25 protein-coding genes are annotated in these 21,986 nt (G+C 60.2%); 24 read left to right on the forward strand and 1 reads right to left on the reverse strand.

Going from position 1 to position 21,986, the window contains the following annotated elements:
* Nucleotides 1-111: 111 nt before the first annotated feature.
* The 5 genes from AA105894_RS13665 to AA105894_RS13685 are packed head-to-tail and all read left to right on the forward strand — an operon-like array spanning nt 112 to nt 5,552.
* Nucleotides 112-714 carry a terminase small subunit gene (locus AA105894_RS13665; protein ID WP_267312246.1) on the forward strand — a complete coding sequence of 201 codons (603 nt, stop codon included), beginning with the start codon at nt 112-114 and terminating at the stop codon, nt 712-714.
* Nucleotides 689-2,827 (forward strand): phage terminase large subunit family protein, encoded by a 2,139-nt coding sequence (locus AA105894_RS13670; RefSeq protein WP_267312247.1) that lies wholly within the window; start codon nt 689-691, stop codon nt 2,825-2,827. The genes AA105894_RS13665 and AA105894_RS13670 overlap by 26 nt, the downstream gene beginning before the upstream one ends.
* A gap of 27 nt (nt 2,828-2,854) precedes the next feature.
* Nucleotides 2,855-3,598, forward strand: a complete 744-nt coding sequence (locus AA105894_RS13675; RefSeq protein ID WP_267312248.1) for a hypothetical protein — start codon at nt 2,855-2,857, stop codon at nt 3,596-3,598.
* The gene (gene gpW / locus AA105894_RS13680; RefSeq protein ID WP_267312249.1) at nt 3,595-3,873 is read left to right on the forward strand and encodes a gpW family protein; all 279 of its coding nucleotides are present in this window, start codon (nt 3,595-3,597) and stop codon (nt 3,871-3,873) included. The genes AA105894_RS13675 and gpW overlap by 4 nt, the downstream gene beginning before the upstream one ends.
* Entirely contained in the window at nt 3,870-5,552 is a 1,683-nt protein-coding gene (locus tag AA105894_RS13685; RefSeq protein ID WP_267312250.1) for a phage portal protein, read from the forward strand. The genes gpW and AA105894_RS13685 overlap by 4 nt, the downstream gene beginning before the upstream one ends.
* A 125-nt stretch (nt 5,553-5,677) precedes the next feature.
* Here AA105894_RS13685 and AA105894_RS13690 read toward each other — a convergent pair whose 3' ends face one another.
* On the reverse strand, nt 5,678-6,382 hold the full coding sequence (locus AA105894_RS13690) for an Abi-alpha family protein (RefSeq protein WP_267312251.1): 705 nt from the start codon (nt 6,380-6,382) through the stop codon (nt 5,678-5,680).
* Nucleotides 6,383-6,488: 106 nt separating this feature from the next.
* On the opposite strand from AA105894_RS13690, the gene AA105894_RS13695 reads away from it, so the two are divergent.
* The 19 genes from AA105894_RS13695 (at nt 6,489) to AA105894_RS13785 (ending at nt 21,870) form a co-directional block, all read left to right on the forward strand.
* Nucleotides 6,489-7,286, forward strand: a complete 798-nt coding sequence (locus AA105894_RS13695; RefSeq protein WP_267312252.1) for a S49 family peptidase — start codon at nt 6,489-6,491, stop codon at nt 7,284-7,286.
* Between the two features lie 68 nt (nt 7,287-7,354).
* The gene (locus AA105894_RS13700; RefSeq protein ID WP_267312253.1) at nt 7,355-7,990 is read left to right on the forward strand and encodes a hypothetical protein; all 636 of its coding nucleotides are present in this window, start codon (nt 7,355-7,357) and stop codon (nt 7,988-7,990) included.
* 4 nt (nt 7,991-7,994) lie between these two features.
* Complete coding sequence (locus tag AA105894_RS13705) at nt 7,995-8,414, forward strand: head decoration protein (RefSeq protein WP_267312254.1); 420 nt, start codon at nt 7,995-7,997, stop codon at nt 8,412-8,414.
* Between the two features lie 12 nt (nt 8,415-8,426).
* A complete protein-coding gene (locus AA105894_RS13710) occupies nt 8,427-9,482 on the forward strand; it encodes a major capsid protein (protein WP_267312255.1) in 1,056 nt (351 codons plus the stop codon).
* A gap of 3 nt (nt 9,483-9,485) precedes the next feature.
* The gene (locus AA105894_RS13715; protein ID WP_267312256.1) at nt 9,486-9,722 is read left to right on the forward strand and encodes a hypothetical protein; all 237 of its coding nucleotides are present in this window, start codon (nt 9,486-9,488) and stop codon (nt 9,720-9,722) included.
* Nucleotides 9,719-10,078 carry a head-tail joining protein gene (locus tag AA105894_RS13720; protein ID WP_267312257.1) on the forward strand — a complete coding sequence of 120 codons (360 nt, stop codon included), beginning with the start codon at nt 9,719-9,721 and terminating at the stop codon, nt 10,076-10,078. The genes AA105894_RS13715 and AA105894_RS13720 overlap by 4 nt, the downstream gene beginning before the upstream one ends.
* On the forward strand, nt 10,041-10,574 hold the full coding sequence (locus AA105894_RS13725) for a hypothetical protein (RefSeq protein ID WP_267312258.1): 534 nt from the start codon (nt 10,041-10,043) through the stop codon (nt 10,572-10,574). Before AA105894_RS13720 ends, AA105894_RS13725 begins: the two co-directional genes overlap by 38 nt.
* Nucleotides 10,575-10,585: 11 nt before the next feature.
* Entirely contained in the window at nt 10,586-10,807 is a 222-nt protein-coding gene (locus tag AA105894_RS13730) for a DUF2635 domain-containing protein (RefSeq protein ID WP_267312259.1), read from the forward strand.
* Nucleotides 10,804-12,285, forward strand: a complete 1,482-nt coding sequence (locus AA105894_RS13735) for a phage tail sheath subtilisin-like domain-containing protein (protein ID WP_267312260.1) — start codon at nt 10,804-10,806, stop codon at nt 12,283-12,285. The genes AA105894_RS13730 and AA105894_RS13735 overlap by 4 nt, the downstream gene beginning before the upstream one ends.
* Nucleotides 12,286-12,294: 9 nt before the next feature.
* The gene (locus tag AA105894_RS13740) at nt 12,295-12,678 is read left to right on the forward strand and encodes a phage tail tube protein (protein ID WP_267312261.1); all 384 of its coding nucleotides are present in this window, start codon (nt 12,295-12,297) and stop codon (nt 12,676-12,678) included.
* The gene (locus tag AA105894_RS13745) at nt 12,675-13,340 is read left to right on the forward strand and encodes a phage tail assembly protein (RefSeq protein ID WP_267312262.1); all 666 of its coding nucleotides are present in this window, start codon (nt 12,675-12,677) and stop codon (nt 13,338-13,340) included. Before AA105894_RS13740 ends, AA105894_RS13745 begins: the two co-directional genes overlap by 4 nt.
* 117 nt (nt 13,341-13,457) lie before the next feature.
* Nucleotides 13,458-15,587 carry a phage tail tip lysozyme gene (locus AA105894_RS13750; protein WP_267312263.1) on the forward strand — a complete coding sequence of 710 codons (2,130 nt, stop codon included), beginning with the start codon at nt 13,458-13,460 and terminating at the stop codon, nt 15,585-15,587.
* A gap of 1 nt (nt 15,588) precedes the next feature.
* Nucleotides 15,589-16,887, forward strand: coding sequence for a DNA circularization protein (locus tag AA105894_RS13755; protein ID WP_267312264.1), 1,299 nt, complete (start codon nt 15,589-15,591; stop codon nt 16,885-16,887).
* Nucleotides 16,884-18,029, forward strand: a complete 1,146-nt coding sequence (locus AA105894_RS13760) for a phage baseplate assembly protein (protein ID WP_267312265.1) — start codon at nt 16,884-16,886, stop codon at nt 18,027-18,029. Before AA105894_RS13755 ends, AA105894_RS13760 begins: the two co-directional genes overlap by 4 nt.
* Nucleotides 18,029-18,526, forward strand: a complete 498-nt coding sequence (locus tag AA105894_RS13765; RefSeq protein WP_267312266.1) for a phage baseplate assembly protein — start codon at nt 18,029-18,031, stop codon at nt 18,524-18,526. Before AA105894_RS13760 ends, AA105894_RS13765 begins: the two co-directional genes overlap by 1 nt.
* Nucleotides 18,527-18,537: 11 nt before the next feature.
* Nucleotides 18,538-19,038, forward strand: coding sequence for a phage GP46 family protein (locus AA105894_RS13770; RefSeq protein ID WP_267312267.1), 501 nt, complete (start codon nt 18,538-18,540; stop codon nt 19,036-19,038).
* A complete protein-coding gene (locus AA105894_RS13775) occupies nt 19,039-20,154 on the forward strand; it encodes a baseplate J/gp47 family protein (RefSeq protein WP_267312268.1) in 1,116 nt (371 codons plus the stop codon).
* Nucleotides 20,155-20,169: 15 nt separating this feature from the next.
* On the forward strand, nt 20,170-20,775 hold the full coding sequence (locus AA105894_RS13780) for a YmfQ family protein (RefSeq protein ID WP_267312269.1): 606 nt from the start codon (nt 20,170-20,172) through the stop codon (nt 20,773-20,775).
* A 27-nt stretch (nt 20,776-20,802) separates the two neighbouring features.
* Nucleotides 20,803-21,870: a gp53-like domain-containing protein gene (locus AA105894_RS13785; protein ID WP_267312270.1), complete on the forward strand. Its 1,068-nt coding sequence runs from the start codon at nt 20,803-20,805 to the stop codon at nt 21,868-21,870.
* Nucleotides 21,871-21,986: the final 116 nt, after the last annotated feature.

Raw genomic sequence — 21,986 nt, forward strand, 5'->3', positions numbered from 1 at the left:
CTCCTGGCAAGGTCCCCTGCCGGGGATTGTTCGCACCCCGGTCAGAGACACTTTTTCAGTAAAATCAAATCAGGGTTGGTGTTGTTGTTGTTGTCGTCCAAGGGGGAAAGCATGGAAGCATCGCCCGGCGTGACGCTCAACAAGGCCGAAATGGCGAAGCGTCTCAAGGTCTCGCTGCCAACGCTGACCAACTGGCTCGACCGCTGGCCTGACTTCCCTTTCGTGGATCGCGGCACCAACGGCAAAAGCTGGCGCTTCGATCCTCACGCCGTCTTCGACTTCCTCGCAGCACGGCAAGAGGAAGAGCAGCGCAAGAGCGCCGGGCGCGATGAGCAGCTTGAACGGCTCCAGTTGCAGTTCGATGAGCTTTTCGAACCCGAGGAACAGCCGCGTTCGTTGGGCACGGTGTCGGCCAAAGAGCAGATCGATATCTGGCGACTGCGCGAACTCAAGCGCAAGGAAGCCGAGCGCTGCGGAAAGCTCGTGGTCGCTGAGCAGCTGCAGGACATGTTCTCATCGGCCTTCGCCACGCTCTCGCGTGACACTGGCGTGTTTTTGCGCCGACTGGCGCGTGAGCAGGATTGGCCCGAGGCCGTCTTGCGCAAAGCCGAGGCCGATCTGGCCGACACGCAACGTAAATCAGTCACCACTGTTCTCGACGCCCTGAAACAGGAAGCCGACACCGATCATGAGCGACAGCTACACCTCGCCTGACGATGTGCTGTTTGCCGACCCGCGCCTGATCCTTGCCGAGGCCATCAAGGCCTATCTGCCTCCCGAGCGGATCAATACCGCCGATTATGCGGCCAAACACCGCATTCTTGATAATCGTGGTGGTGGCTATGTCGGGCGCTGGAACCACGATGAGGCCCCGTTTCTGGTCGGCCCCATGGAAGCGCTCGATGAGCTGCGCTTTCTCAATGTCGCTGTCGTCGGTCCTGCCCGATCGGGCAAGACCACGATCGGGCAGAACTGGCTGCTCAAATCGGTCGATGTCGATCCGGCTGACTTCCTGGTCTATGCCCAGACCGACGATGTGATCGAGAGCTACGTCAAGCGCGAGATCGCGCCCATGATCGACCTGCACCCGCAGGCGAAAGAAAAGCTCGGCCTGCGCCCGGTCGATAACTCGCTCAAATTCAAGCGCTTCCGCGCAATGTGGATCGAATTCCTCGCGGCGGCCTATAACAACCTGATCAACAAATCTGCCCCGCGCATTATCATGACCGAGATCGACGCCTATCCGGCCAGTCTCGGCGACCCCTGCGCCCTGGCCTCGATCCGCCGCGAGACATTCGGGCAGGAAAGCATGCTGCTGGCAGAAAGCCATCCAGACCGTGCCAACGGGCTCGACCCGTCGCTCTGGACGGATGGCATCATGAAGCAATATGCGGATAGCGACCGCCGCCTCTGGTGGTGGCCCTGCCCGCATTGCAACGGTTATTCGAGCCCGAACCCGACCGCTTCCGTCCCGATGACATTGCACTGGGAAGCAGAAGCGCCGCTCAATGAGATCGCAGAAAGTGCGGCCCTTCTCTGTCCACATTGCGGAACGCTGATTGAGGATAAATGGCGACGCGCCATGAACCGCGACGGCATGTGGGTTGGCCACGGGCAGGAGATTTCGACCGAGGGCGAGGTCACTGGTGATCTGGTCAGAAGCCGCACGGCGGGTTTCTGGATCACCGGCCTGATGTCGCCTTTCATCATCGGCGGCGTGGGTTCCCTCGCCTATGGCATGGCCAAGGCTCAACGCGCTTTCGAGGCAACCGGCGACGACAAGGATCTGCGCGCCGTCACCGTCAAGCGCTGGGGCCTCCCCTATCAGGCCAAGCGGGTGGCGGGGTCTCTCGATGCCGGGGCGCTTGCAGCGCGTGCAGAGGCCGGGCTACGCCTTGGCTTTGTGCCCGAGGGTGTGCGCTTCCTGACCGCTGCGGTGGATATTCAGGCCAATCGCTTCGAGCTTCTTGTCAGGGGCTGGGGCGTCAACGGCGAAAGCTGGGTCATCGATGACCGCGTGATCGCTGCTGACCCGGCCACAAGCCCGAATGACTGGGACAACCTCCTGATCTCGCTGGAAGAGGCGCGATACCCTCTTGCTGACGGCTCAGGCCGGTGCATGAAAATCCTCGGCGTCGGCTATGACAGCGGTGGTCAGGATGGCGTCACCCTGCAGGCCTATGGTGCCTGGCGCCGGTCACGCAAGCGGCGTGGTGCGCGGCGTCTGGGCAAATTCGACGGTCGGGACGGGTGGACCATTCTGCCGCTGAAGGGCGCCAGCTCGTTCAACGCCCCTACCCTTGTCGTCACTTATCCCGACTCACAGCGCAAGGACCGCATGGCCCATGCGCGTGGCGAGGTGCCGGTCGGCTTCTTCAACCCCAATCGGTTCAAGGACGATCTCTCGACGCAGCTGCAAAAGGGTGAGCCGGGGCCATGGTATGTGCATTTCCCCGGCGCGCTACTGGCAGCCGAGCCACCTCACCCGTTCTTCGAGCAGCTCGTCGCCGAACAGCGCCGCCCCGATGGGCGGTGGGAGAAGGCAACAAGCTCGGCCCGCAATGAGCGGCTCGATCTCATGGTGATGAACAATGTCGTGGCTCATCTCTTCGGAATAGCGCGCATCAAATGGGAGTCACCGCCCGCCTGGGCAGCGCCATGGGATCAGAACAGCCTCGTCATGGTGCCGGTGGTGCCATCAGACGATGCCGGATCGGGCGCAAGGGTAGCGCCCAGCGTCCTCACTCAGGCAGCGCCCTCCCCGTCCTCCAGCGATGAGGCACGCAAAGAGCGGATGCGCCGCATGGTCTCACGCATGGCAAGGTAAACCGGTATGGCGGGCATAGATTTCAGAGTGAAAATCGATGTTCGCCATACCATGGCAGCTTTCGATCAGCTCTCGTCGAAGGAAGTGCCTGCCGCAATCGCCATGTCGATGAACAAGGTCGCAGGCGCTGCAAAACGCGCGATCGTGTCGGAAATGGAAGAGGTTTTCGACAATCCAAACAACTGGACGCTCGGCGCTTTCGCAGTCCTGCCTGCGACGCGTGACAACCTCGAAGCCAAGGTGATCACGAAAGACGGGACTGGCGAGAAGCATCCCAACGCCTATCGCTACCTCAGCGTTCAGGACACTGGCGGTCGACGCCGCATGAAGCGCTCCGAGTATCTGATGCGCGGCATCTCCGAAGGCCAATACTGGGTGCCGGGAAAGGATGCGCCGCTCGATGCCAATGGCAATATCCAGTCGGGTGAGATCACCCGCATTCTGAGCCGCCTCGGCCAGTTCGAGGAAAACGGCTTCAAGGCCAACATGACGGCCAATAGTGCCAAGCGCCTCGCCAAAAAGGGCATGAACGCACGCGGTCAGCGTTCGGAATACTTCGTCGCCCGCGAGCGCGGTAACGGGCGGCCCAGCGGGATCTACAAATATGTTGGCCCCGGCCAGGTGGCGCAGATCCTGATCTTCACCCCTGCCGCCCCGAACTACAAACCGCGCATTTCCTTCGAGAAGATCGTCGCCGATGTCGTCGCCCGCGAGACCGATCGCATGATCGGCCAGGCGGTACGCTACACCCTGAAAAAGAGGCTGGAATGAGTTTCAACCGATACCCCCCGATCAAGCCTCGACAAACGATCCTTTCCGGCCTGACCAATGAGCAGTTGCAAGCCAACCTCGCGGCCGCGCAACAGGCTTACGCCGATCTCATGACGGGCGGAAAGCCGGTCTCGGTCTCCTACTCACAAGTCAATGGCGCGCGATCCGTCACCTACACCGCCACCAATAAAACCGACCTGCTGAACTACATCCAGCTCCTGCAGACACAGCTCGGGATCACCCGGCGCAGACCTTTGAGGATTGCCTTTCGATGAATGATCGCAGCGCGCTGATCCTCGGCCCGGATGGCAATCCGATGCGCCGTGCGCCCGCGCCTGCGGCCCCGCGTCGTCGCTCTCTGGCGCTCAATGGCGGCTGGGGAAACACGCCCTATGATGCCGCCGATATCACCGGCGCCCATATGTCGGCCTGGAACCCGCTTCTCTGGTCGCCTGATGTCGAGCTCAACATCTATCGTGACCGCATCGTGTCGCGTGTGCGCGATCTGGTGCGCAATGATGGCTGGGCCTCGGGCACCATCACCCGCGTGCTCGATAACGCAATCGGCGGCTCGTTCCGGGCCATCAGCAAGCCCGACTATCGCGCCCTGCGCGTCAAGACCGGCTTTGCCTTCGATGCCGCCTGGGCCGATGAATGGGGCCGTGTGGTCGACAGCCACTGGCGGTCCTTCGCCGAAGACGAAAACCGCTACTGCGATGTCGGGCGTCGCCTCACCTTCACGCAGATCTGCTGGTCTGCCATGCGCCATGATCTGGTGGATGGCGATGCCCTGGCTCAGGTGTGCTGGCTGCCCGAGCGCATCGGGCGCGGGCGGGCCGAATATGCCACGACATTCAATCTGATCGACCCTGACCGCCTCTCCGTGCCCCAGAATAACTGGGACATGGAATTCTGCCGTGGCGGGGTGCAGATCGATGAATGGGGCGCGCCAATTGGCTATCACATCCGCGCTGCCCATCAGGGCGACTGGTTTGCGGCGGCCAAATCGCAGCAATGGAACTTCATCGCCCGCGAGACGGCATGGGGCAGGCCCAATGTCGTGCATCACTTCCAGACCGAGCGCGCCGGTCAGCATCGTGGCGGCGCAGGCATCCTCGCCCCCGTGGTGCAGCGCCTCAAGATGCTGATCAAATATGACGGGACCGAACTCGATGCTGCGATCGTCAATGCAATCTTCGGCGCCTATGTCGAAAGCCCGTTCGATCAGGAAATGGTGGCGGATGCGCTCGGCGGCGGTGAGGCTGGTTCGGCCTATCAGGATCTCCGTAGCGAATTCCATGGCGGCAATCGCGTCATGCTGGGCGATGTTCGCATGCCCATGCTGGCGCCGGGTGAGAAGATCAACACAGTCAGCGCCGCCCGGCCTGCTTCGAATTTCCGCGATTTCGAAGGGGCAATCCTGCGCAACGTCGCCTCGGGTGCCGGTGTCTCGGCCATGCAGGTCAGCAATGACTGGTCTGACGTAAACTACAGCTCGGCACGCGCTGCGCTGATCGAGGCATGGAAAACCATGTCGCGCCGGCGTCAAAACTTCGCCCAGGGCTTCGCCTCCCCTCTCCGGTCCTCTTGGCTGGAAGAATGCGTGACCCTGCATGATTTACCCATGCCTGCAGGCGTGCCGAAAGACTTCCTCGCCCGCCACTTCCCCGATCTGAAGACGCCGCTCTCGCGCTGCAAATGGCTCGGGCCGGGGCGCGGCTATATCGACCCCGTGGCAGAGCGCAAAGGCTCGATCATGGGGCTTGATGCCGGTCTCACGACGCTGGAAGAAGAGATCGCCGAAAACAGCGGCGCAGATTGGGAAGAAACCGCCGATCAACGCGCGGTCGAGGTCCGGCGCTATCGAGAGCTGGGCTTGCCGCTACCGGAATGGGCCATAAATGAGCTGAACGCTGATCAGGCGTCACAGCCGAAGGAGCGGGATGCAATCTAAAAAAGGCTCAACGCTGCTCATAGGCCACGAGATCGCGACGGTTTATTCGCGGACAGGCCGATAAGGTAACTGAGCATGCCCGCATCGTTCCCAAGAGCGTAAGTAAACTACGCAAGATCAGGCGGTTAGCTTGACGCGGGGCTTGGAGATGCCTCTTTTTTATCGTCGGAGACCAGATCGAGAATGTGTTTCCCTAATGAGGTTTTATAGAAGCCTGTATCCTCAGTGATCCCGCCAGACGAATTATGCAGTCTTCTCATTTCAAAAACGAGAAACCCTATTTCCTCGAGATGTTTGAGAGTAAGATCAACCTCAGCGAAAGATATTTCTTCGGCCCCTTGAAGTCTCTTCAATGCATAATGAATACTTGAAACTTGTCTTTCTCTGCTTACAAGCGATGGACGGACATCATCGAAATGCAGCAAAACAAGAGCGTCGAGCGGTTCAAGCTTCCCAACAAAATGCAGCCATTCAGGGCGTATAGTACGCGTCTCACCAGTCATCAATTTAGCAAGGATACTCGCCCAGAGAGCTTGTAGCTCTTCGCGGTCTTCATCGGCGCTAGCCTCAAACAATCGACGGCCATCTTTAAAAGAGAAGGCCGTAAGTTTTCCCCCAGTGCGTTCGAGCTTCGCCTTGGCCTTAAGAGTAGCGAGCCTCGTTACATATAGGAAATTTCTTTTTTCTCTTTCATGGTGCACGCGATCGCCTATGAACCCCACCATGTCATCGAAAACACGCTTCAGCTGTGGGATGGCTGACGCCGCGTTTTTAAGATTTTTAAGAACCTGTAAAAAATCATTCGGGTCGATGTTCATCAAATCATTCATTTCCCGGCTCCAAACGCCATTCATACTGAACCTAAACGATAATTCCGTTATCATTCTCTTCGTAATTAAACACTAATTACGATTGTCAAGGAAGGCGAAACGCTTGATGAAGATGGCTTCCCTTTTCCTGAACCGCCCGATCGCCCTCACTGAAACCAGCCTCGCCCTCCTGCGCGTCGAGTTTCAGGGCGGCGGTAATGCCGAAGCCTTTCTTGGCGAACGCATGGCGGCGCCAGATGTGCCCTATGAGGTGATCGAAGGCATCGCCGTCATCCCGGTTTCGGGCGGGCTCCTGCCCGGCTTCGGCTTGTCCTGGTCCGGGGCGACCTATTATCAGGATATTCGGTGTTCTCTGGCTGCGGCTCTGCAAGACCCCGCCGTCAATAGCATCGCGCTCATCGTCAATTCGCCCGGTGGTACGGTCAGTGAGTGTTTCGACACGGCTGATCTCATCTATCAGGCGCGAGGCGACAAGCCGATCTGGGCCATTCTGGATGACGTGGCCTATTCCGCTGCCTACGCCATTGCGTCTGCCGCCGATTTCATCACCGTGCCCCGCACGGGCGGCACAGGGTCGATCGGCGTTGTCGGCATGCATGTCGATATAACGGCCTCGCTCGCCGATGCGGGCATCAAGGTCACGACATTTCAGTATGGTGCCCGCAAGACCGATTCATACCCCACCACGCCCCTCACCGACCCGGCGCGCGAGCGCATGCAGGCCGATATTGATGAGATGGGGGAAATGTTCGTGGCGCTCGTCGCCCGCAACCGGAATATCTCGCCCGAGAGCGTGCGGAATACTCAGGCCGCAACCTTCATGGGCGAGCACGGCATAGCGCTCGGTCTCGCCGACCAGATCGCCACGCCGCAGGAAGCCATCAGCGCCTTGCTGAGGGTCTGACCCTACCAAACCTCGCTTGCAAGCAAGGCCCCTTTCCGGGGCCTTTTTTTATGCCCTGGAGACTTTTGATGTCGAAAAAGATCGGCTTCTCACATCTGTTCGGCGGCGCGGCACGCAATGCCTCTGCCCCGACACGCATCGACCCTGCCCTCACCCGCCCCGGCGCCAAATCCCGCGCCGAAGAGGAGGAGGAAAACGACGGCGAAGACGGCAACGACGACGAGAAGGAAGCCCCAAAGCCTGAAACCGGCAAGCGCGGCAAAAAGGCAAAAAAGGCCCGTCGTGCGGAAGACGATAACGGCGATGAGGGCGATACCGACGCCGAAGAGGGTGACGACGACACCGACGCCGAAGATCAGGACGATGATGAAACGGCCAAGGCTCGTGCGCGTGAGCGCGGACGCATCGCCGCCATCATGAGCAGCAACGCTGCTGAGGGTAATCCGATCCTCGCTCTGGATCTCGCCCTGAATACGCGCATGACGCGTAATCAGGTGATCGGCACCCTCAAGCGCACTGGTGGGTCGGCGGGTGTTGCCCCCTCTCAGGCAGCGGCGCCCATCAGCCAGCTTGACGCCCGCATGGGCCGCGAGCGCACGGCGCCTGTCCTCTCCGAGGACGGTCACAACCGCCCTGACGGAAACTCTGCTGCGGGTGTCGCAGCCCGCCTGACCGCGCGCCACAGCGCCATGACCGGACGATAAGCCCATGAGCGATAGCATCACCAACGGCATCTATTCCCAGACGCCCGGCATGTTCGACGCCACCTTCCTGCCCGATCAGCTGATTGCAGGCCCTTTCCAGCGCGTGACCGGCAATGTCACGCTGGCTGGCAGTAACGGCGTGCTCCTGCGCGGCACGGTGCTCGGCGCTGTGACGGCCTCGGGCAAATACATTCCCGCTGCTTCGGCGGCCACGGATGGCAGTCAGAACCCGGTCGCAATCCTCGCTGACACCTGTGACACCACCTCCGGCGATGTCGTGGGCGCAGGCGTCTATTTCAGTGGCGAATTCAATGTGAACGCTGTCACGCTTGGTACCGGCCTCACGGCAGCCGCTGCGACGGCAGCGCTCCGCCCCCTCTCCATCTTTCTGAAATCTGCGGTCAGCGCCGCCGACCCTTCCTGAGGAGCCTGACCCGTGAATGCAATTTCGATTTACGACACGAACGTTCTGGTTCAGGTCGTCGCCAACCTGAAGACTGCGCAGACCTTCTTTCTCGATAATTTCTTCGGCAATATCATCGAGAGCGACACGCAATTTGTCTCGATCGATGTCGATGTCGGCAAGCGCCGTATGTCGCCATTCGTAAGCCCGCTCGTCGAAGGCAAGCTCGTCGAGCAGCGCCGTATCCAGACGAACGTGTTCGAGCCGCCCTACGTCAAGGACAAGCGCGCGCCCGATCTGATGCGCCCTGTCCGTCGCATGCTGGGCGAGCGCATTGGTGGCGGTCCCATGAGCGCTGCGGAGCGCATGGAAGCCAATCTCGTGTTCGAGTTGAACGATCAGGTCGACATGCTCAAGCGCCGTCAGGAATGGATGGCTGCCCAGGCGCTGCTTACCGGCAAGCTGACCGTTTCCGGTGATGGCTTCCCGACCTCGACAATCGACTTCATGCGCGATGAGTCGCTCACGATCGTGCGCTCGGGTTCGAGCATGTGGGATGCCACCAATTCAACGGCCAGCCCCACCGCCGATATCAACGCATGGTCGACAGCCATGCTCAAGGCCAGCGGTGCGCAGCTGACCGATCTCGTCTTCACGAACAGCCCTTACAATGCGCTGCTCAAGGATGAGACGATCAAGACGGCTATTCTCAACTCTGCCTTCCGGCAGAATGACGACGCCAATTTCCAGTTTGGCCCCAAGGTCGCACCGGGTGCGATCCTCAAGGGTTACTGGGGTACGATCCGCGTCTGGCTTTATAACGACTGGTACGTCGACGATAACAACAAGGAACAGCCGATGATTCCTGACGGAACGGTTCTCGGCCTTTCCGATCAGCTGAATGGCACGCGTGCCTATGGTGCGATCAAGGACCCGGCTTTTGCCTATGGGGCCATGGCCTACGCCCCCAAGAGCTGGATGCAGGAAGACCCGGCGCAGCGCTTCCTGATGCTGCAATCGGCCCCGATCGTCATCCCGACACGCGTGAATGCCTGCCTTGCCGCAACCGTCACCAGCGCAGCGAGCTGAACCATGGCCAAGACAGACACGATCAGCGTCCGGGTGCTCCCCGGTCGCGTCCTCACCCATGATGGCGAGCGTCTCGAAGATGGCGAGGTTTTTGACCTCACAAAGGCGCAGGCGACCGGTCTGCTCGCCGCTGGCCATGTCGAGCGCGTAGGGATCGAGGCAGACGACAGCGAGACCGAAGAAGGCGACGGCGGCACCGACGCCGAAGGCGAAGAGCCGAAGAAAGACCCTGCAAAATGATCGACTTTGATGGCCTCGCCCTTGGCCCGTGCATGCAGACCTTCGGTGAGGCCGTCTTCTATGAGCCGATCGACGGGCCCGGCTATGCGACGACAGGGATCTTCGATGATGCCTTTGTCCCGACTTTTCCTGATGACGGCACCGATCTGGGCCCGACGCATATCGTCAATTATGCCGCCGTTCTTGGCGTACAGCTCGCCCAGATGCGCGCCCTGCCGGTGCAGGGCGACAATCTGACGGTGCGCGGCGCGGCCTTCACCGTGCGTGAGGCCCGTGCCGATAGCCGGGGCGGCATGCTGCTCATGCTCAACTTCCGAGATGATGATGACGATACCGTACCGCCTTTTACTGCGTGAAACGGCCTGCCGTGTCCTGCTGGCCTCTGGCACGGATGCGGGTGAGAAAGTCTTCACGGCGCGCAGCATGCCCTCCGAAGCAAAGCAGCTTCCGCAGATCGTGCTGCAGGTGCCGATCGACCGGGGCGAGAGCTTCGGGCGCGCGGCACCCGGCTTTCGGCGGGTGGCTTATCTCGTGGCGGTCGGCAAGGTCTCGCATAGCTCGGCAGAGAAAACCGAGCTGGCGCTCGACCGGCTGGGCAGCCAGATCGAATATGCCCTGATGCAGAGCCCCGCCCTGCAAGGCATGATCCAGCAAGTGACCGAGATCGATCTGCGCGTGCAGATTGACGCTTCCGGCGAGACCTTTCTCGGCATGGTCACGGTGCGACTGGGGCTGGAATACATCGAATATTTCGAGCTGACGGGTCTGCCACTGGCAGAGATCGACGGCAAAATGAGCGCAAACGGCAATGACGATTTTGCCGATCTGCGCGTCACCTTCCCAAATCAATGAGGTCACACCCCATGCGCGTGAAACCCGCAGATGGCCGCGCAATGCGCTGGCCGGGCACGCTGCGCCTGCTGAAATACTCAGGCGAAGACGTGCCGGAAACCGCCTTCTGGCTGCGCGCCAAAGCCAAGGGCGATGTTGTCGAGGCCAAGGACGCTGTTTCTGAGGCAGGCGCCTCGTCTGCGGGTGATGAGCCTGTGCCGGGCCGTGCCCTTGTCGCGGGAGCGAAAGAATGAGCGATACGATCACCATTCCCGGCTACTCTGCCGATAACCGCAATCCCGGCGTCTATTTCGCTCTCGATAACTCGAAAGCCAACACGGCAACGGCTGCGCGACGTGTCCTGATCATTGCGGGCATGCTGGCCTCCGGCACGGCCACCTCGGGCATTGCCGAATTGTCACTAGGGGCAACCGATGCCGCCAGCAAGTATGGCGTCGGCTCTCAGGCAGCGCGTGCCGTCTCCTGGTATCGGGCAATCGATACACAGGGCGAGGTCTGGGTCATGGGCCTGTCCGATGACCCCTCGGCAGTCGCAGCCACCGGGTCTTTCACGATCGCTGGCACGGCATCGGCATCCGGCACGCTTTCGCTCTATATCGGTGATCAGCTCGTCAGCACGCTGGTGACGGCGGGCGATACAGCGGCCACGGTTGCAGGCAATGTTGTCGCCTCTGCGCAGGCAATTTCGGGCCTTGCAGTCACAATGGCGGTCGATGGGACAAATGCGGGTAAGGTCAACGTCACCGCGCTGAACAAGGGGCTTGCCGGTAACGATACGCTGCTTTCTGTCTCGCTTCTGGGCACGGCGGGCGGTCAGAGCGTGCCTGCCGGTCTCTCGGTGACGATCTCGCAAATGGCGGGCGGCACGGCAAACCCGACTGCGCTCGCAGGGGCCCTCGCCTCTATGGGTGAGCGCGTCTATGATCTGGTGATTCACCCCTACACCGATAGTGGCAGCCTCACGGCCCTGAAAACGGCCCTCGCCTCGCGCTGGTCGCCCATGTCGCAGCTTTATGGCCATGCCATCACAGCCTATCGCGGCACATACGGCCAGGCGACAGCGTTCGGTATGGCGCAGAATGATCCTCATGCGACGATCATGCCGATCTCTGACAGTGCCTCTGATCCCCTGCGCTGGGCTGCGGAACTCGGTGCGCAGGTTGCTCTTTCGATGCGCGCCAATCCGGCGATCCCGATCACGGCGCTTGCACTCAATGTCATGCCGCCCAGCGATGCCGGGCGCTTCACATTCGATGAGCGCAACAGCCTGCTGCATGATGGTCTTTCGACGCACCGTATCGGCGATGACGGCACCGTCACCATCGAACGTCTGATTACCACCTACCAGAAGAATGCTACGGGTCAGCCCGATAACAGCTATCTCGGCATCGAGACCATGATGCAGGCAACGGTCTGCCTGCAGGATATGGCGGCCTATCTTGCCCAGACCTGCCTTGGCGCGATTCTGGTCGCAGACGGGGCAAAAATCAGCGCGGGCACAAAAGTCATGACAGCCCAGCTGGTCGGCAAGCAATGCGTGGCCCGTTACCGCTGGCAGGCGGCTCAATACTGGGTCCAGAACCCCGATAATTTCGCCGCCAATCTCGTGGCGCAGAATGTCGGCAATGGCGTGGTCAAGCTCTCGATGCCCTATGACTTTGCCGGTCAGCTCTGGATCATCGCGGGCACTGCCCAATTCGTAAAATCGTAAGGAGGTCCGATGTCTGAAACCGCCTATCGCGGCCCCCTTGCGGGGCTCGCAACCATCAACATCAATGGCGAGCCTTGGAACATCGTCGGTGATGCCCAATGGCAGGCCTCGGGCCTCGTCAACGAAACCCTCAAAGGCCAGACGGCTGTCGAGGGCTTCGGCGCGATGCCCCAGCAGGGCTTTTTCCAGGCCACCATTCGTGATCGTCGCGACCGATCAATCTCTGATTTCCAGGGGGCATCGGGCCTCAACATCGTGCTGGTCCAGGCAAACGGGAAGGTCATCACCGTGGTCAATGGCTGGCAGACCGGTGAGATCAATCTCAACACGCAGGAAGGCACGTTCGAGCTGCATGTCGAGAGTGACACCGTGACTGAGGATACTGTCGGATGAACCAGATCACTGACGCTGAAGCCATGAGCGCGCTCGCTGATGGGGTGCCTGATGACGTAGCGCCCGATAAAGGGCGTCTGACAATCACGCTCGATGAGCCGATCAAGGTCAGGGCCGGTGACTACACCCGTCTCGCGCTGTCCGAGCCTTGCGTCTTCCATGTGCTCGAAGCCTCCAAAAAGATCGGATCACGTCCTGATCAGGAGACGGTCTATGACTCGCAGATCGATCTGGTCGCGCGCGTGTCGGGCTGGCCCCTGACGGCGCTCTACGCGCTTCCCTCGCGCAAGCTCGATGAGGCAATCGTGTTTGTGACTGATTTCGAGGAAAGCGCGCGTCGTCAACCCGATGAGCCGCCCAGCCATGAAGATCAACTCGTGCTCGTCGCTGACCGCGAAATCGAAGCCGTCAAAAGCCTGTGGCGCGAAATGACGCTGCGCGAGCCCAATGTCGCAGAACGCCGCGCATTCAAATCGGCGCAGGCCAAAGGCAGCGCCTATGCCTATATGCGCGGCGAATTGCAGCTCGTCTCAAGCATCAGCGGCTGGCCCGATGCGGCCATCCTCAAGATGCCGATCAGCATGTTTGCCCGCGCGGCGGATTACTGCGCGGTTTTTTTTATACCTGGCCCGCAAACTGGGAGCAGCTCGGCACCGACCTGACCGAGATCTTTCCGGGCTGGACACGCACCGAATGCGAAAGCCTGACCGGAACGGATCTGTGGCGCGCTGCTGAAGACGCGCGCCGGATCTGCGAACGCAGGGCCAAGGAGGCCAAACGTGGCAGGTAACGGCGTAAGCGTAGCCATCACCGCTCAGGATCGCGCCAGCTCGACCCTTGAGCGGATCAACAGCCGCCTTGCGCGCATGCAGCTTCCGGCGCGTCGCACCTTCGGGGCGCTGCAGCGCTTTTCGCAGGTGACGGGCCTCACCCGCCTGCGCGGTGGGCTATCGAGCGTTGCCCGCGAGGGTGTCTCTGCCTTTCGCTCGATCGGTCAGATCGCGCCGGTTCTCGGCACCGTTACCGGCGCGACTTCGGTTGCAGGTATCTATCGCCTGGCCAGTGCCTGGGCGAAGATGGGCACCGAGATCCGCACGACGTCGCACGCGATCGGCATAGCGCCCGAACGCCTCGCCAAGCTGCAGAATGCAGCCCGATTGTCAGGCGGCTCGGGAGAGGCGGTCACGGGCGCGCTACAGTCGCTCTCGCAAACGCAGTGGGAAATGGCCCATGGCTTTGCGCCCGAAGCGCAGGCCACCTTTCAGGCGCTATTCAACGGCACGGGCACAAGCATAAAGCAAATCGAGCAGATGAAGCCCGATGAGCTGTTTGACCGGCTCATCAAGCGCCTGCGCGGTATCAAGAACCCTGCAGCCCAAGCCATTGCTGCCCAAAAGCTCTTTGGTGGCGCTGCGGCTGGCCTGCTGCCGATCCTACAGCAAACCGAAAAAGAATATCAGGCCAATATCCGGCTGGCTGAACGCTATGGCGTTAATAACCAGAAAGGCGCGGATGCCGCAGCCAGACTGCAGCACTCGCTTAATGGACTCACCCTCGCCGGTGAAGGGCTGGCTTATAGTATCGCCCAGGCGATCGAGCCCAATGTGCGCGCCGTTATCGATCGTATGTCGGATTGGATCGCAGAAAACCGGGAATGGATTGCCCTTCGCATCGGCAAGATCTTCGGCGAGGTGGCCGACGCGGTAAGTCGTGTCGTCAAGTGGCTGCAGGATGGTGGCTGGGACGAAATCACCGGGAAGATACGCAGTGTCGTGAATGCCTTGGGAGGGTGGAAAAGTGTAGCCGCCGAAGCAGTCATCGCGGTTGGAGCGCTTTACGCCGCACCGGTGCTTTTGGGCATGGCCAGCTTTGCGCTTCAGGTCATGGCCATCTCGAAAGCTTTCGATGCCATGAAGGTATCGGCGGAAGCTGCGAATGGTGCCGCTGGCGTACCCAAAAAGATCGGAAAGGGCGCAGTAGTCCGGACCTTCGCCCGCGGTGTTGGCATCTTAGCGGTGATGGAAGCGGCACAGCAGGGCGCCGATGCGCTGGGGTGGCAGAATAAATCTGCACAGATCAGTGCTAGCATTGACCGCAGACTCGGCACCAACCTGCCATACGCATATCAAGCGTATAAATATTACACGTCACACGGACGCAGTTCGGCGGAGGCCTCGGGGCTTGTCTCGCGCATCGATCGCGAGAGTGGCTTTAACGCGGGGGCCGAAGGCGATAGCGGCCAAGCTTACGGAATCCTGCAATGGCATCCAGACCGGCAGGCAAATTTCAAAAAGCAATTCGGGCATGACATTCGCAATTCGACCTTTTCTGAGCAGCTTCAGTTTTCGGATTGGGAGCTGAGCAATACCGAAAAAAAGGCGGGCGACAGGCTTCACGAGGCAGGTTCTGCTTCGCAGGCTGGAGCAATCGCCTCACTCTATTATGCCCGCCCCAAAGATCTGGTTGGCGAGGCCGGCGCCACAGCGGCAGGCGCAGTAGCTTGGCAGCGTCGGCTCGAAGAACGCGACCAGTATGGAGCTAACGGGTTCGCGGGCTGGGCACATGACGTGCGCAATCGCATCGCAGGCGCTTTCGCTGCGCCCGAGGTGGCGCTGCAACCTGACTGGGGCCGGTGGGGCCGGGGACTTGCAGCTCGGATGCTTGGCAATCCCGATACCAAGGAACCGGGATCGGCGCCTGGCCCCGGACCTGCGGATTGGGGGAAAGATCTCATCAGCGGTCTCAAGCTCCCCTCATCTGAGCCATCCATCGTCAAGATCGAGATCGACAACAAGAACGCCTTACCGGGCGCGAAGGTCAAAGCTTCAAGCTCTTCGCCATCCGTACAGATAGCCAGTGTCCGCACATCGCGGGCCATGGACCCAACCTCGACCGCAACAGGAAATTGACATGTCAGGCACGCTCACGCGCCTTGCTGCCCAATATCTTCAGTGCTCCTTTCGCGGCATCCCTTTTGCCGTCCTGGGTAGCGGGGGGCAGTCAGGGCGCAATACGGCTGTGCATGCCTATCCCTGGCGCGACGGGGTATGGGTCGAAGATATGGGGCGCCAAGGTCGTCAATATCACATCACGGGCCTTCTCGTCGGCCCAGCCTGCTACGCGCAGCGAGATCTGCTCGTTCGGGCGTCTGAAATATCGGGGCCCGGCCTCCTGATCCATCCTTCCGTGGGGATGTTTCAGGCAAGCCTCATGCGCTTTGAATGGCGCGAGCGCGACGGAATGATGAACGTCATAGATCTGTCTTTCGAGTTTATCGAGAAGACAGATCTACTGGGCACGCTCGTCACAACAGCGTTGCACGCGGCAATAGGTATCGCTGCCCTTGCCTTGCAATCCTCCTGCCTGTCTGACTATCGCACCACTACAAGCGCGGCTTTCGGGCGTGGCGGCTCGGTACTGGCACGGGCACGGGCGTCTGCATCCAGCTGGGGAGAAGGCGCAGCGGCGGCGATTCAATCCCCTCAAATCATGTCATCGGCACTCGCGGCGCTTCCCGGCGAATATGGGAGGTATAATCAGGGCAACGCGGGCGCAACGGTAGCAAGCGCCACAACACAGACGATCCTCACGGCATTAACAGCAAGCCGGGCGTCCATCGCCTATGCTTCGCAAGCGCTTTCAGTGGCGAATAGCGGCGATACTCTTGCAACTGGCTGCTTTGCCCTGACCGAGGATCTTCGGGGCGCCATCTATGACCCTGGAGTGCAGATAACCCTGCTCAAGGGGCTCTCATCCTACAACGTTGCAACGATAGATAGCGCCGCACCGATCGGGGGCGCCATGGCCACTGTCGAAACTGCGACTGCGCGCGTCTGCCGGATTGCCGCCCTGTTTTCTCTGGCTCAGGCCAGTGCTGACTGGTCGGCGGCGTCATCCGATGATGCTGAGGTTATGCGGCAAGGTCTGGCCGACCTAATCGATGCTGAGGCAACCAGTGCCGCCGATGCGGGATGGGACGGCACATGGCAAAGCCTCAACGCACTCAGGACGCAAGTCACCCGCGACCTTGGTGAACGAGCTGCTCGTCTGCCTGATGTCATCACGGTCGAACGTAATGCGCCCATGCCAGCCTTGGCTCTGGCGCAACAGATTTACTCTGACGGATCGCGTGCATCCGATCTGATCCGTCGTGCCAATCCGATTCACCCGGCCTTCATGCCGACCAGCTTTGAGGCGCTATCATCATGACAATCATCTCGCAGATTGAGCAGATCCTCGGTGTGGACGCTGCGACATCGAGCGAGGTCACGATACAGGTCAACGGTCATCTGATCACGGGCTGGACCGAGGTTGCGGTCGTCATGGGTCTGGAAATCATGCCCTGGACTGCAGAGCTGGGCCTTACGACCGAGGACCCGCAAACCGCACTGACAAACCTTATCAATCCCGGTGATATCTGCGAGGTCCTTATCGGCACGCAGAAAGTCATAACCGGATACGTCATCACGGTGGCAGAACTGGCGGGGCCGGGCGATCATATGCTGCGCATTGCAGTCGCTTCGAAGAGCACCGATCTGGTCGAATGCTCCGCCCTGCTATCATCCTATCAGATGTCGAGCACCAATGCGCTCGCCATTGCGCGAGCCGTTTGTGAGCGATCGCAGATCACGGTGTCATCGATCAATGGCGCCGGTAACGCCAATATCCAGCTCTTTTCGGTTATCCTGAGCGAAACGGGCTATCAGGTTATCGAGCGTGTCTGCCGTCTGGCGGGCGTACTGTTTTACGATCAGCCTGATGGCAACATCGTTTTTTCCGGTGTCGGCACGCAGCGCGCAGCAAGCGGATTTGTGGTGGGCGGCAACGTCGAGCAGGTCTCGCAAATGCGAAGCCTGGCGGCGCGGTATTCGCAGGTCATCCCTGTGCTGCAGACGGTCGACGTCCTGCAAACTGCGCCCTCGAATGACCGGCTGGCCGATCAAATGGCCTCGCTTACCGTTGGGCCCCCTGCAATCGATCCACATGTGTCGCGTGACCGTCCGATGCTCATCCTTATCGAGGCGGGAGATGCCGATCATAAGATCGCTGAACGCCGCGCTCAATGGGAAATCAATCGGCGTTATGGACGATCTCAGGCAATCACTCTGACCTGCGACAGCTGGCGAGACAGTGCCGGAAGTCTCTGGCAGCCGAACACGGTCGCGCCTTTTACTGACCATGACGGTAACTCGCGCGATCTGGTTATCGGCGAAGTCACCCTTCGGGCCGGTCAGGATGGCACCCATGCCGATCTCGTTCTGATGCCCTCTGAAGCGTTTCAGCCGGAACCCATGCTCGCCCCAATGGCAAATAATGAAGGTGTGCAGGCTGTAGTAAACGGAAATGACTGATGCGTGATATCCTGGAGCGCATGGGGCGCAGTCTCGCGAACATGACGGGCATCGGCAGAATAACGAGCGATACCAATCAAGATCCAGCAACCCCAACCGTGCAGGTTGCCCTGCCCGGCTCGAATCTTCGCTCAGATCTGCCCCTCTTGGAGCAATACGGCTTTGCAAGCCGCCCGGTGCCTGGCTCGGATGCGGTCGTCGTCTTTCAGGGCGGGGACCGATCTCGCGGCGTTGTTGTAGCGACAGGCGACCAGAGAAACAGGCCTGCTGATCTGCAGCCGGGCGATGTCTGCCTCTATCATCCCCGGACCAAAAGCCGGATCTGGCTCAAGGCAGATGGGTCGATCGAATTATCTCCGGCGAATGGCAAAGTCACCATGGCCGGAACCCTGACGGTCACGGAAGATGTCGTGGCGAGCGGGGTCTCTCTCGTCAACCATCTGCATACGGGTGTGCAGACGGGCTCGGGCCAATCTGGGCCGCCCAAAGCCATCTGATCGGATAAGTAATGGATATCGGCATCAAGTGGGACGTTCGCGCAGCGTGCGGCGAGTGGTCCATCGCGTCCGGTGATCTGGCACTCGATAATCCTCTGCACTCAGCCATCATCATCAGCCTGTTTACCGATCGCGTGCTGCCGAAGCAGCCCGATAGTCTCGATGCTGCTATCGGCATCGTCGCGATGAAGGGCTCGACAGGATCTGTCGAGGCAGATCTGGGCGGATGGTGGGGCGACGCACTCGAAGATGAACCGATCGGCTCTCGCCTTCGCCAGCTTCGCCACGCAATCAAGGTGGGTGACACAGCAATTCCCGCCGAAGCTCAGGCCATGTGTCGCGAAGCGCTCCAGTGGCTGATTGCTGACGGGATTGCCGAAGATGTTTCCGTCTCTGCACGGTGGAGCGCCGTCAATGCTGCGGCGATGGAATTCGAGGTCACGGTCAGGCGCCCCTCGATCTCATCTTCTGAAACCTTTCTTTTTTCCTGGGCGTGGAAGGGTCTTTTCTGAATGCCTTATCAAAGACCAACGCTTGACGATCTCCGTCAGCAGGCCCGGCAGGATATCCTTAATGGGGGCATCCCTGGCGTCACAGCGCTGCTGCGCTATTCCGTTCTCAATGTGCTTGCAACCGTCATGGCCGGGCTATCATGGCTGCATTACGGTTATCTCGACTGGATTGCTCGCCAGGCAGTGCCCTGGACGGCAACGGATGAATATCTCGAAGCCTGGGGCGCCTTCAAGAATATCTTCCGCAAGGCAGCAAGTTCGGCGACAGGGCAGGTCACCTTTTCGGTCAGCTCTGCGCAGATCATCCCATCAGGCACATCGATTCAGATCTCAGGCGGCATAACGGCTGTTACGACTGCTGACAGCGCAACCGCCAACGGCACCACAGTGGCTGCATGCACGATTCCGCAGGCTGGTGCGGCGGGAAACGTCACTGCGGGCGCAATTGCAACGCTGGGCTCTCCGCTAGAGGGTGTTCAGACTACCGGCACAGTGACTGTCGCCTTTACGGGGGGCGCCGATGCCGAGCAGGACGATGCCTTGCGCGACCGCGTTCTGGCCGCGTTTGAGCGCGGCGGCGAAAACGGGAATAGCGAAGATTACGAGGGCTGGGCAGAGGCCGTGCCGGGCGTGACCCGCGCCTGGGTCAACCCTCTGGGGTTTGGTGCCGGAACAGTCGTCATCTACATCATGCTCGACGACGCCAACGCTGCCAATGCGGGTTTCCCGGTAGGCACAGATGGCGCTGCATCGGGCGAGAGCCGTTATCCGGTTGCCTCGGGCGATCAGCTGACGGTTGCAAATGCTGTCTATCCGCTGCGCCCAGTTACCGCGCTCGTTATCGTCTGCTCTCCGGTCAAGCAGCCCGTCGATTTTTCAATCGGAAGCCTTGGGTCAAACAACACAGCCGCAAATCAGGCCCTGATTATTCAGGCGCTGCAGGACATGTTCACGCGGCTTTCGGCGCCTGGCGGCACGATCTACCCCAACCAGTGGAACGAGGCGGTGGGCGCGCTCGGACTGTCGCAATTCAACATCTCATCGCCATCATCGCCGGTCGTCGGCAATAGCGTGGGCTCTATGCCTACCCTTGGCGCAGTTAGCTTTGCATCATGACGCGGAGGCAGAACAATGTTTTCCGCCGATGACTTTCGCAAGGCCATATTGCAGCTTATGCCCCGAGGCCCTGCATGGCCACGCTCACCGGATAGTTTGACCAGCCTGCTCGCATCGGCCTGGGGAGCAGGCTTTGCGCGCAATGCTGCACGCGCTGAAAACCTTCTGATCGATGCTTTCCCATCAAGCACAATTGAGCTGCTGCCTGAATGGGAATCCTCTCTTGGGCTTCCTGACCCCTGTGCTGGGGAGGGGGCAACGCTCGGTCAGCGGCGCTCGCAGGTGGTGGCGAGGCTAAGCGACAACGGCGGGTCTTCGATTGCTTATTTCACGGCTTTTGCTGCTGCGCTGGGTTACGCCATCACGGTGACAGAATACGCCCCCTCGCGCAGTGGCATCATGAGGAGTGGGCAAGCTCTGCTCAATGAAGATTGGGCCTATTGCTGGCTCGTTAGCGGGCCGGGTGTCACCGAGATATTGGCGCGAGCCGGGCTATTTGCCTCGGGCGAAGCCCTTATGACCTGGAGCAACGGGCCGCTCAAATGTGAGATCGAGGCCCGCAACCCTGCTCACCTCATTCTGCGATTTGCGCAGTTTTCAGACGGCCCGACAGCGGCATGAATTCATTAAATTAGGAGGGCATGATCGATGCAGAGGATTAGTACGAGTACGGCAGTGGCCACTCGGCCTGCCGCGTCAACAGGTGGTACGCCCGGATATTTTACGGACGGGAATGCAGCCACAGGCCTGCCCGGCACGGTTGTCGACGATGATTTCCTGAACGGTCTGCAAGAAGTCATCGCCAACGCGATCGAAGCGACAGGGCAGACCCTGAGCGCGCAGGACGATGCGCAGCTGACGGCGGCCATACGAAAACTGGCGCTGACCGCGCGATATGACGCCGCTTTGGCCAGCAAAGTCGGAGGGTATTCGCTGAATGCGATAGTGGCCGACCCATCGACCGTGGCATCCTTCTGGGTATCCACAGTTGCAGGCAATCTTACCGTGCCTGGCGCATCGGGCGCATCGTGGACGCCGCTCCTGGGCTCCTATTACACTAAGGTCCAGTCCGACGCGCGCTATCTTCAGCCGTCCAATCTGACGCCGTATTACACCGGCGCGCAGTCCGACGCGAAATATTGTGCCATAACTGGATTTACAGCCACCGGAGATATGTCCGCGAGCGGCGTAGTGGGTTGGTCAACGGCCACTAGCAAGACCTCTGTCGGACTGGTTCTGGTAGGATTAAACGGTAATAATATCAGCCTTCGTCAAAACGAGACGGTCGGGCAATACACACAGGCTGCCCTTCAGGTTAACGGATACAGTAACGCAAACGGGTATTTCAGTTTCCGTAATGACGGAACGTTCTGGTCAGGCAGTTCGCAGTTCGCAAGCCAGGCGTTTGCAGCCGGCACAGTCGCTGTCCAAGGCAATAACTGGTTCTGGATGAAGTTACCCAATGGCATCCTCATCCAGGGCGGTAACGCCTCATACAACGCCTCTGATGGCACTAACGGAACCACTGTCACGCTGCCGACCACGTTTGGCGCGTCATTTATCTACGCAGGCGGGAATGACATCGGCTCGAACGCCAACTCCGTGACCGTGATGCGCGTCAACGGATCGACCATCCGCCTCCTGGGCCGCGAGGTCACGTCCGGTACGCTCCAAAACACGACGATCAATTATCTCTGCATAGGGACATCAGCATGACCGACGCAGCATCAGAGGCCGCCTCGGACCAGACCGAGGCAACAGCGCCCGCATCGACCACCTATTTCGTGGCAGCCGGGCCGGGGTTTTACGACTCCCGAATTGCAGCCGTGCCC

Source organism: Asaia spathodeae NBRC 105894 (assembly GCF_025994195.1).
GTDB lineage: Bacteria > Pseudomonadota > Alphaproteobacteria > Acetobacterales > Acetobacteraceae > Asaia > Asaia siamensis.

What these genes read in the sequence shown, in the direction of transcription:
- gpW (WP_267312249.1), top strand. Translation starts at nt 3,595, where the DNA reads ATGAGTTTCAACCGATACCCCCCGATCAAGCCTCGACAAACGATCCTT.
- AA105894_RS13730 (WP_267312259.1), top strand. Translation starts at nt 10,586, where the DNA reads ATGCGCGTGAAACCCGCAGATGGCCGCGCAATGCGCTGGCCGGGCACG.
- AA105894_RS13670 (WP_267312247.1), top strand. Translation starts at nt 689, where the DNA reads ATGAGCGACAGCTACACCTCGCCTGACGATGTGCTGTTTGCCGACCCG.
- AA105894_RS13740 (WP_267312261.1), top strand. Translation starts at nt 12,295, where the DNA reads ATGTCTGAAACCGCCTATCGCGGCCCCCTTGCGGGGCTCGCAACCATC.
- AA105894_RS13785 (WP_267312270.1), top strand. Translation starts at nt 20,803, where the DNA reads ATGCAGAGGATTAGTACGAGTACGGCAGTGGCCACTCGGCCTGCCGCG.
- AA105894_RS13725 (WP_267312258.1), top strand. Translation starts at nt 10,041, where the DNA reads ATGATGATGACGATACCGTACCGCCTTTTACTGCGTGAAACGGCCTGC.
- AA105894_RS13695 (WP_267312252.1), top strand. Translation starts at nt 6,489, where the DNA reads ATGAAGATGGCTTCCCTTTTCCTGAACCGCCCGATCGCCCTCACTGAA.
- AA105894_RS13735 (WP_267312260.1), top strand. Translation starts at nt 10,804, where the DNA reads ATGAGCGATACGATCACCATTCCCGGCTACTCTGCCGATAACCGCAAT.
- AA105894_RS13700 (WP_267312253.1), top strand. Translation starts at nt 7,355, where the DNA reads ATGTCGAAAAAGATCGGCTTCTCACATCTGTTCGGCGGCGCGGCACGC.
- AA105894_RS13760 (WP_267312265.1), top strand. Translation starts at nt 16,884, where the DNA reads ATGACAATCATCTCGCAGATTGAGCAGATCCTCGGTGTGGACGCTGCG.
- AA105894_RS13770 (WP_267312267.1), top strand. Translation starts at nt 18,538, where the DNA reads ATGGATATCGGCATCAAGTGGGACGTTCGCGCAGCGTGCGGCGAGTGG.
- AA105894_RS13715 (WP_267312256.1), top strand. Translation starts at nt 9,486, where the DNA reads ATGGCCAAGACAGACACGATCAGCGTCCGGGTGCTCCCCGGTCGCGTC.
- AA105894_RS13745 (WP_267312262.1), top strand. Translation starts at nt 12,675, where the DNA reads ATGAACCAGATCACTGACGCTGAAGCCATGAGCGCGCTCGCTGATGGG.
- AA105894_RS13755 (WP_267312264.1), top strand. Translation starts at nt 15,589, where the DNA reads ATGTCAGGCACGCTCACGCGCCTTGCTGCCCAATATCTTCAGTGCTCC.
- AA105894_RS13720 (WP_267312257.1), top strand. Translation starts at nt 9,719, where the DNA reads ATGATCGACTTTGATGGCCTCGCCCTTGGCCCGTGCATGCAGACCTTC.
- AA105894_RS13765 (WP_267312266.1), top strand. Translation starts at nt 18,029, where the DNA reads ATGCGTGATATCCTGGAGCGCATGGGGCGCAGTCTCGCGAACATGACG.
- AA105894_RS13780 (WP_267312269.1), top strand. Translation starts at nt 20,170, where the DNA reads ATGTTTTCCGCCGATGACTTTCGCAAGGCCATATTGCAGCTTATGCCC.
- AA105894_RS13665 (WP_267312246.1), top strand. Translation starts at nt 112, where the DNA reads ATGGAAGCATCGCCCGGCGTGACGCTCAACAAGGCCGAAATGGCGAAG.
- AA105894_RS13690 (WP_267312251.1), bottom strand. Translation starts at nt 6,382, where the DNA reads ATGAATGATTTGATGAACATCGACCCGAATGATTTTTTACAGGTTCTT.
- AA105894_RS13685 (WP_267312250.1), top strand. Translation starts at nt 3,870, where the DNA reads ATGAATGATCGCAGCGCGCTGATCCTCGGCCCGGATGGCAATCCGATG.
- AA105894_RS13775 (WP_267312268.1), top strand. Translation starts at nt 19,039, where the DNA reads ATGCCTTATCAAAGACCAACGCTTGACGATCTCCGTCAGCAGGCCCGG.
- AA105894_RS13705 (WP_267312254.1), top strand. Translation starts at nt 7,995, where the DNA reads ATGAGCGATAGCATCACCAACGGCATCTATTCCCAGACGCCCGGCATG.